General features: G+C 51.4%; 6 protein-coding genes. 3 read left to right on the plus strand and 3 right to left on the minus strand.

All coding sequences use genetic code 11. The annotated features are described in order from the left end of the window. Window positions 1-11: 11 nt before the first annotated feature. Both dctP and J7399_RS19675 read right to left on the minus strand, forming a co-directional pair. Window positions 12-1,019, minus strand: coding sequence for a TRAP transporter substrate-binding protein DctP (dctP, locus tag J7399_RS19670; RefSeq protein WP_209079075.1), 1,008 nt, complete (start codon window positions 1,017-1,019; stop codon window positions 12-14). 60 nt (window positions 1,020-1,079) lie between these two features. Continuing rightward, window positions 1,080-2,198, minus strand: coding sequence for a Gfo/Idh/MocA family oxidoreductase (locus tag J7399_RS19675; RefSeq protein WP_209089241.1), 1,119 nt, complete (start codon window positions 2,196-2,198; stop codon window positions 1,080-1,082). A 194-nt stretch (window positions 2,199-2,392) separates the two neighbouring features. Here J7399_RS19675 and J7399_RS19680 point away from each other — a divergent pair, with 194 nt between their 5' ends. Continuing rightward, complete coding sequence (locus J7399_RS19680; RefSeq protein WP_209079073.1) at window positions 2,393-3,046, plus strand: GntR family transcriptional regulator; 654 nt, start codon at window positions 2,393-2,395, stop codon at window positions 3,044-3,046. Window positions 3,047-3,475: 429 nt separating this feature from the next. Here the strand turns inward: J7399_RS19680 and J7399_RS19685 are convergent, their stop codons facing one another. Beyond that, entirely contained in the window at window positions 3,476-3,877 is a 402-nt protein-coding gene (locus tag J7399_RS19685; RefSeq protein WP_209089244.1) for a hypothetical protein, read from the minus strand. Window positions 3,878-4,035: 158 nt separating this feature from the next. Between J7399_RS19685 and J7399_RS21030 the strand changes: the two genes are divergently transcribed. After that, the gene (locus J7399_RS21030) at window positions 4,036-4,269 is read left to right on the plus strand and encodes a helix-turn-helix domain-containing protein (RefSeq protein ID WP_348539488.1); all 234 of its coding nucleotides are present in this window, start codon (window positions 4,036-4,038) and stop codon (window positions 4,267-4,269) included. A gap of 192 nt (window positions 4,270-4,461) precedes the next feature. Further along, window positions 4,462-6,144, plus strand: a complete 1,683-nt coding sequence (locus J7399_RS19695; protein WP_209089265.1) for an IS66 family transposase — start codon at window positions 4,462-4,464, stop codon at window positions 6,142-6,144. The last annotated feature ends 267 nt before the right edge of the window (window positions 6,145-6,411 follow it).

A 6,411-nucleotide genomic window follows, 5' to 3' on the forward strand; every position in this document is an offset into this window, starting at 1 on the left:
ATATGTTGGGCTTAGTTGCCTAAGGCGTTGATTTTATCCAGAACGCCTTCTGGCCAGGACGCAGCGAACTCACTGTCTAGGTACATGGACTGCACCTGGTTGCGAAATGCGTCGAGATCGGGTTCGTAGATCGCCATACCTTGTTCCTTTAAGAAGCTGACAAGGTTTGCTTCTTTCTCCAGTTGTTTTTGACGCCCTGATTCAGCGGCTGCATCTGCGGCCTTTTGAACGGTCGCTTGCTGGTCAGCTGTCAGGCCGTCCCAAACGGCTTTGGACATGGCGATGTAGTTCAGATCGACGAGGTGCGAGGTCAGAACAATCTGATTTGTGACCTCGTAGAACTTGGCGTCAACAACGGTTGGTAGCGGGTTGTCTTGACCATCCACCGCACCTGTTGAAAGTGCTGTATAGACTTCGGAAAACGCCATTGGCGTTGGCGCAGCACCAAGGGTTTTGCCAAGGAACTGCCACGCATCTGTACCCGGCATGCGGAGATTGACGCCAGCCAAATCGGCCGGCGTCGTCACCGTCAGTTCATCTTTAGTCTGACGCAGGTTCACTTGGCGACGCCCCAGGTACATGACCGACAGCAGTTTGACGCCCAGTTCTTCTTCTGCCGTCTTTTTGAAAGGGTCCATCAGAGGGTCGTTAAACACGGCCACTTGGTGCGCGGCATCTTGATGGACATATCCGGTCGCAAAGATGGAGAACTCGGGGAAGAACTGTGCCAGCTCCTGTGCTGACGCGATAGACATTTCCAAGTTGCCACGGCTGATGGCGTCAAGCTCAGTACCTTGGGCAAAGATTGTGCCGTTGTAGCTTGGCTCATAGTCAGCAAAATCAGCAACCATCGGCGCAAAGACTTCGGCCATGGCCACGGAACGCTGATCGGTTTCAGAGCCTGATGTTGCCAGGCGGAGCTTCACCTTGTCTGCTGCAAGCGCGCTGCCTGCGGCGCCAAAGGCGAGGCCGGTGGCCATGAGCACCGAGAGCGCAGTTCTGCGTGTGAATTTGGTCATCGTCTATTTCCTCCCTTAGACTGATACTCAATCTTCGATGTTGATCATTGGCTGATTTTATTATTTTTGCAATATTTTTTGCGAAATATCAGATATTTTAGAGGCGAGCGCGATCTCAGATTGCATGGAAGTCGGTTCTGCTATGGTGACTGACACTCCAGACGTGCAAGATTTTTGAATTGCTTCAATGACTTGCAGGGTTTTCAATCCTTCCCATCCCGACACCAATGGTGATGCTTCTTTCCTTGCCACCTTCACAAAATGCGCGATCTGATTGACCAAAGGGTCCGAGGCAGCGGTCATCAAGGATGTGGCAGAAATTGGTGTCCACCAGTCTCTTTGCCCCTCTTCGTGAGACCAAAGGCGGAGATCTGGTATGGAGATCGATCCGTGTGAACCACCTATGAGATAGCTACTTTCTTGAGTTGTGGGATATATTGGGTATTCGCCAGACGTAAGTTCCCAACTCCATGGGGATACAATGCTGTCTGACACACTAATTGTGGCGATTGCGCCATTTTGAAAAGTCATGACGGCAGCGGCGACATCTTCGTTATCAAAGCCGCGCAGTGATGGTTGGGCATAGGCGTGCACCTGAATAATCTCGCCTGCCAAGTACCGCATGAGATCAATGTCGTGTACGAGGTTGACAGAAATCGGGCCGGCTCCCTTTTTCTTCCGCCATGGTGCCACATCGAAATACCCGTCGGGTTTGTAGAACCAGCAAGACCCTTGAATTCCGCGGATCTCTCCAATTTTGTTGGCATCAATAGCTTGTTTGGCCGCCGCAATCAGCGGATTATGGCGGCGATGATGCCCGACGAGCAACGGTACATCTGAAACTTCTGCAGCGTGAACCAATTTCAGAGCGGACGCTGCATCGACGGCGATGGGCTTTTCCACAAGCAAAGGGCAGCCATAAGCAACGCAAGTGAGACCTTGCTCGATATGAAGTGGCGTTGGAGTAGCAAGAATGACTCCGTTAGGGCTAACAGTTTGCAACATCTGACTGAGATCGGAGAAGTATGGGGCGCCTATTTTGGCCGCATAGGTCTCCCCCTCGGGGGTTTGGTCTACCACTGCCGTCAAGGAAACATTTTGCAGGGATTGGATCGCATCGACATGTCTGCGGCCAACCAAGCCCACGCCAACCACGGCAATTTTAAACGGGTCTGACACCTAAGGTCCCTTCTGTTTTCCAGCATGACCAGTCGCATGGGGCGCGACTCACTCAATGTTAGGATCGTATGCGTGATCCTTGTGATTTTCAATAATATCAGATATTTTAAAATTCATATGGCGCAAAGCGTGATTGCTGATGCCGCGCCTGACTGTTATTTGTTGGATAAATTTTCGGATATTGAGCAGACCACATGGCAAAGCAGCCTTCCACGATTGGTGCCAGCACCTACCAACAAATCAAGCGTGACATCATCTTTGGTGAGCTTGAACCTGGTGCCAAACTCAAGTTGGAAGCGCTGAGAAAACGTTATGAAGCGTCTCTGTCTACCTTGCGTGAAACTCTCAATCGGTTGGCGAGCGATGGGTTCGTTGAGGCTCCGGAACAAAGAGGCTTCCTTGTTAAGCCGGTCTCCAAGGAAGATTTAAAGGAAATTGCAGACCTGCGCGCGCTTATCGAGTGCCACGCACTTGAGCTCTCTGTGGAGAACGGCGACACCGAGTGGGAAGGCAACCTGGTTGCCGCGCATCACAAGTTACACTTGATGGAGAAAAAACTGCTCGGTGGGGATGAAACAGGAAAAGAGGATTGGAAACGGTACGATTTTGAATTCCACAAAGCCCTGATCAGCGCGTGCAATTCTGAGAACCTTATGTCCATCCATGAGATCGTTTTTGACAAGTACCTCAGGTACCAGATGCTTGTTCTTACTTACCGCGGGCAAGAAGCCGTCGATGAGCACAAAGCGATCTTCGATGCCGCCATCGCTCGAGACAGCAAAAGCGCGAACCGCATGCTTAGACAGCACATAAAAAAAGGGTTGGAACACTCGCTTGACGCGTTTTAGTGAACGTTCACTTCGTAGCTGTTTTTCGGTGCCTCCAACACTTGAAAAATTTTATTGCAGTTCTGCATCAAGCGGGCCCACAAGCCCAAGGACCATTTGTAAGCATCTTGAATCTTCCTTCTAAATCGACTGGACAACTGGCCTTCGCTGCAGCCGGCACTACTGACCGGTTTGGGCCGCTCTGACAAAAGCCAATGGGCGCTTTGCGCATTTCGTGGCCTTTAGAACTTAGTGAAGCATCTTGCACTCTGGGCTCTTTAAGGTCATTTTGCGCGCTGTGAACAAAAGGGGGCTTTCATCACCCAATACAATTTGGGCCTATCCCACAGAACGGATTGAATAAAAGTAGTCGAGGTTGGCTGACAACAGTTACCGCCGCCTTCGATCAAGCATCTCATGGTATCGCTTCGCAAAGGTCGCGCGATCCATTTACAATCGCTTAGCAGCCTCGGAGTAGTTTCGCTTTGTTTCACGGAATACTTCAGCCAATTCTGCATCGGACGGATGTTTCGAAGGTCGGCCCATGTGGGCCGGAACCCCTAGCCTTCGTCGCTGAGCCTGTATCCACTTTGCATCAACGCCATGCCTTCGGGCGATCTGAACATCTGAATGCCCCAGCTCGAAATCTTCCCTCAGCAGACTGTCAAAATCAAATCCAAACCGCTCAAGCGCCCCCAACAAAGCACCTCTGCGCGCGGGAAAAACCTCTTTCAGCGCGCGCAACGATCCGGTCCGTTTGATCGGCTCTAAAAACTCCTCGGCGCTTGACGGAATACCGGCACCATCCCGAACGAGATATACGTGATCATCGAAGACCCAAAGCGTTCTCATTTCACTCCTGCTGAAAAGTCCGGTGAATCGTGCAATAAGACTGTTTGGATGTTTTCACCGTAGTATCAAGCAAATAACGCCAACTCGGGCGCTTTTTATTGATCTGACGTCGGGTTTGTGCTTCCACAGTTGTGAAAACCACGAATAGCGAGCGCGATGTGCCGGATTTCAAAGCGAGACATTTGAGGACGAAATTTCTACTTCAGAGCGCTGGAAGCAACTTCAATGAAGTGGCTCGCGAACTGGGGTTGAGCCACAGCACCGTGCTATCCGTGAGTAACTCCCGATCGGTCTCGGCCAAAGTGCAGGAACTGATCGCCAAGAAGATCGGCGTTCATCCCGGTGAAATCTGGCCGGAGCGCTATCCCGACAACGCAGGAAAATCGAAATGAGTCCCTAAAAATCAGGGCCCTGAAAAGGTTGAGCCCGGCGGATTGGCGTCCTAACCGAGCTCTTAAAATCGTTGGTCACGATGTTCCTCTTCATCCCATAGCAACCTGAGATAAGTCAAGCCCTGCGCCAACGAATTGGCGGCGCAGCGGCACAGTAGCTTTTGGGATAGCGGAGGGTTGTTCGCAAAAATTATGCGCGATCGTGTCGACAAGTTGAAAGAAGATTTAATGGCGGGAGCATATCCCGATCCATCTTTGCTTGTCAGGCAAATTGAGACTGTCTTCAGCGAGCTGCTCATCGAGATTGAGGAAATGTCCGAAAAGCTCAAGAAATCGCTCGCGCGCAACAGGGTTCATCAGGCTGAGATCACAAAGCTCCGACGCGAAGTCGCCAAACTCAACAAAATGAAATTTGGGGCAAACGCTGATCAGAAGCCCGAAACCGAAGATACGCCTCCACAGACACCACCAGGCGAAACTAACGAGCAGCAAGCTGCCTCGGCCCCGGTGTCTCCTCCTAATCGTGACAAACCAAGTAAACCACGTAATCGGAACGGCCGGGGGAAGAAGAACTACGGTGAGAACCTCGAACTTGTAAATGTAGACGTCATAACCGAGGACAAAACTTGCCCCTGCGGATGTGGCGGAACTTTCTTCGATTGGGAGACGAAGGAAACCCTAGTGTGTGTCCCAGCTCGATTTCATCGCCAAGTGAAGCGTTACGCGATGTACCGTTGCCGTCTGGCCAACGATGCTAAGGGGGCAATCCTACGTACGAAGTTCGCGCCTGCGATCTTACCGAAAACAACATGCGAACACACACTAATGGCGCAGCTCATTACTGCTCGTTTTGGGTGGTACCTGCCGTGGCATCGGCTGGAAAAAATGCTCGCGGCGGAGAGCGTAAATCTTGTCCGCTCCACCATGAATCGGTGGGCAGCGGCGATTGCGCTGAAGAAACTGCGTCCACTTTTTGATGCGCTGGCCAAGGATATCAAATTCAATTCCAAGCGCTTATTCATGGATGAGACGACGCTTCCAATTCTGGTTCAGGGGAATGGGAAGACAAAAACCAGCTACCTGTATGCGCTTCATCGTGATGACCACTCCTTTGGTGGAAATCTACCACCCGGCGTAGTCTACTTTCATCGACCGGGCCGTGGGATGAAATACATCCACGACATACTGGAAGGCGTAACATCGGTCGTACAAACAGATGCATACACCGGGTATGCTCGGTTTGGTTTTCCCGGAACCCCAGTAGCAAACATCACCCCGGCCAACTGTTGGGCACACGCACGGCGCAAGTTTACAGATGAATTTGAATTCAACCGCACGCCTGATGCCGCTGAAGTCGTCAGTATAGTAGATGAGTTATACAGCATTGAACGTGATATTCGAGGTAAGCCACCAAACGCGAGGTCAGCAGTACGGAAACAACTCGCTAGCCCGGTTTTGAACCGGCTAAAGGAGCGATTGCTACATATGAAACCGCATCATCTGCGAGGGTCCAGCATGGGTAAAGCTGTCAACTATTTGCTCCGGCATTGGCGAGACCTTACGCGGTTTGTCGACAACGGTTTCATTGACCTGGATACCAATCCGGTTGAGCGGATGTTCAAGCCGACAATCCTGTTGCGCAAAAACGCCCTATTCATTGGTAGTGAGGAAGGCGGTGAGATGTGGGCGATCTATTCTTCGATTGTCGAGACCTGCAAGCTGAACGGTATCAATGTTCAGAAGTACTTCTTGTGGCTGTTTGATAGCGTCGCTCAAGGCGCCGAGGCCCTCGACTACGACAAGCTCTTGCCTTGGAACGCGCCTGTTGAGTGTCGGTTGAAAAGCAAGAAAAAGCAGTCACGCTGTGATTTATGAGCTTTCTCCTGAAGCCCCGAGAGTTCAGTGACTGATAGATTTCATACTTTGGCTGGATTCGTCACTAAGAACCCCGAGTTGCCCTTCGTCAGGCAAGTCAGCTTTACTCACGCGGCAGTCGTAACCGGCTCAAACCGGACTGATCCTCCCCCACTGAAGTGGTCCGCCCGTATAGTTAGGAAACGGAGGATCAGATATGGGAATCAAGCGACACAAGCCTGAAGAGATTGTCACGAAGTTACGGCAGGTTGAGGTGCTTTGCGGCCA

This window comes from Shimia sp. R9_1 (assembly GCF_017743775.1).
In the GTDB taxonomy this organism is placed as follows: domain Bacteria; phylum Pseudomonadota; class Alphaproteobacteria; order Rhodobacterales; family Rhodobacteraceae; genus Shimia.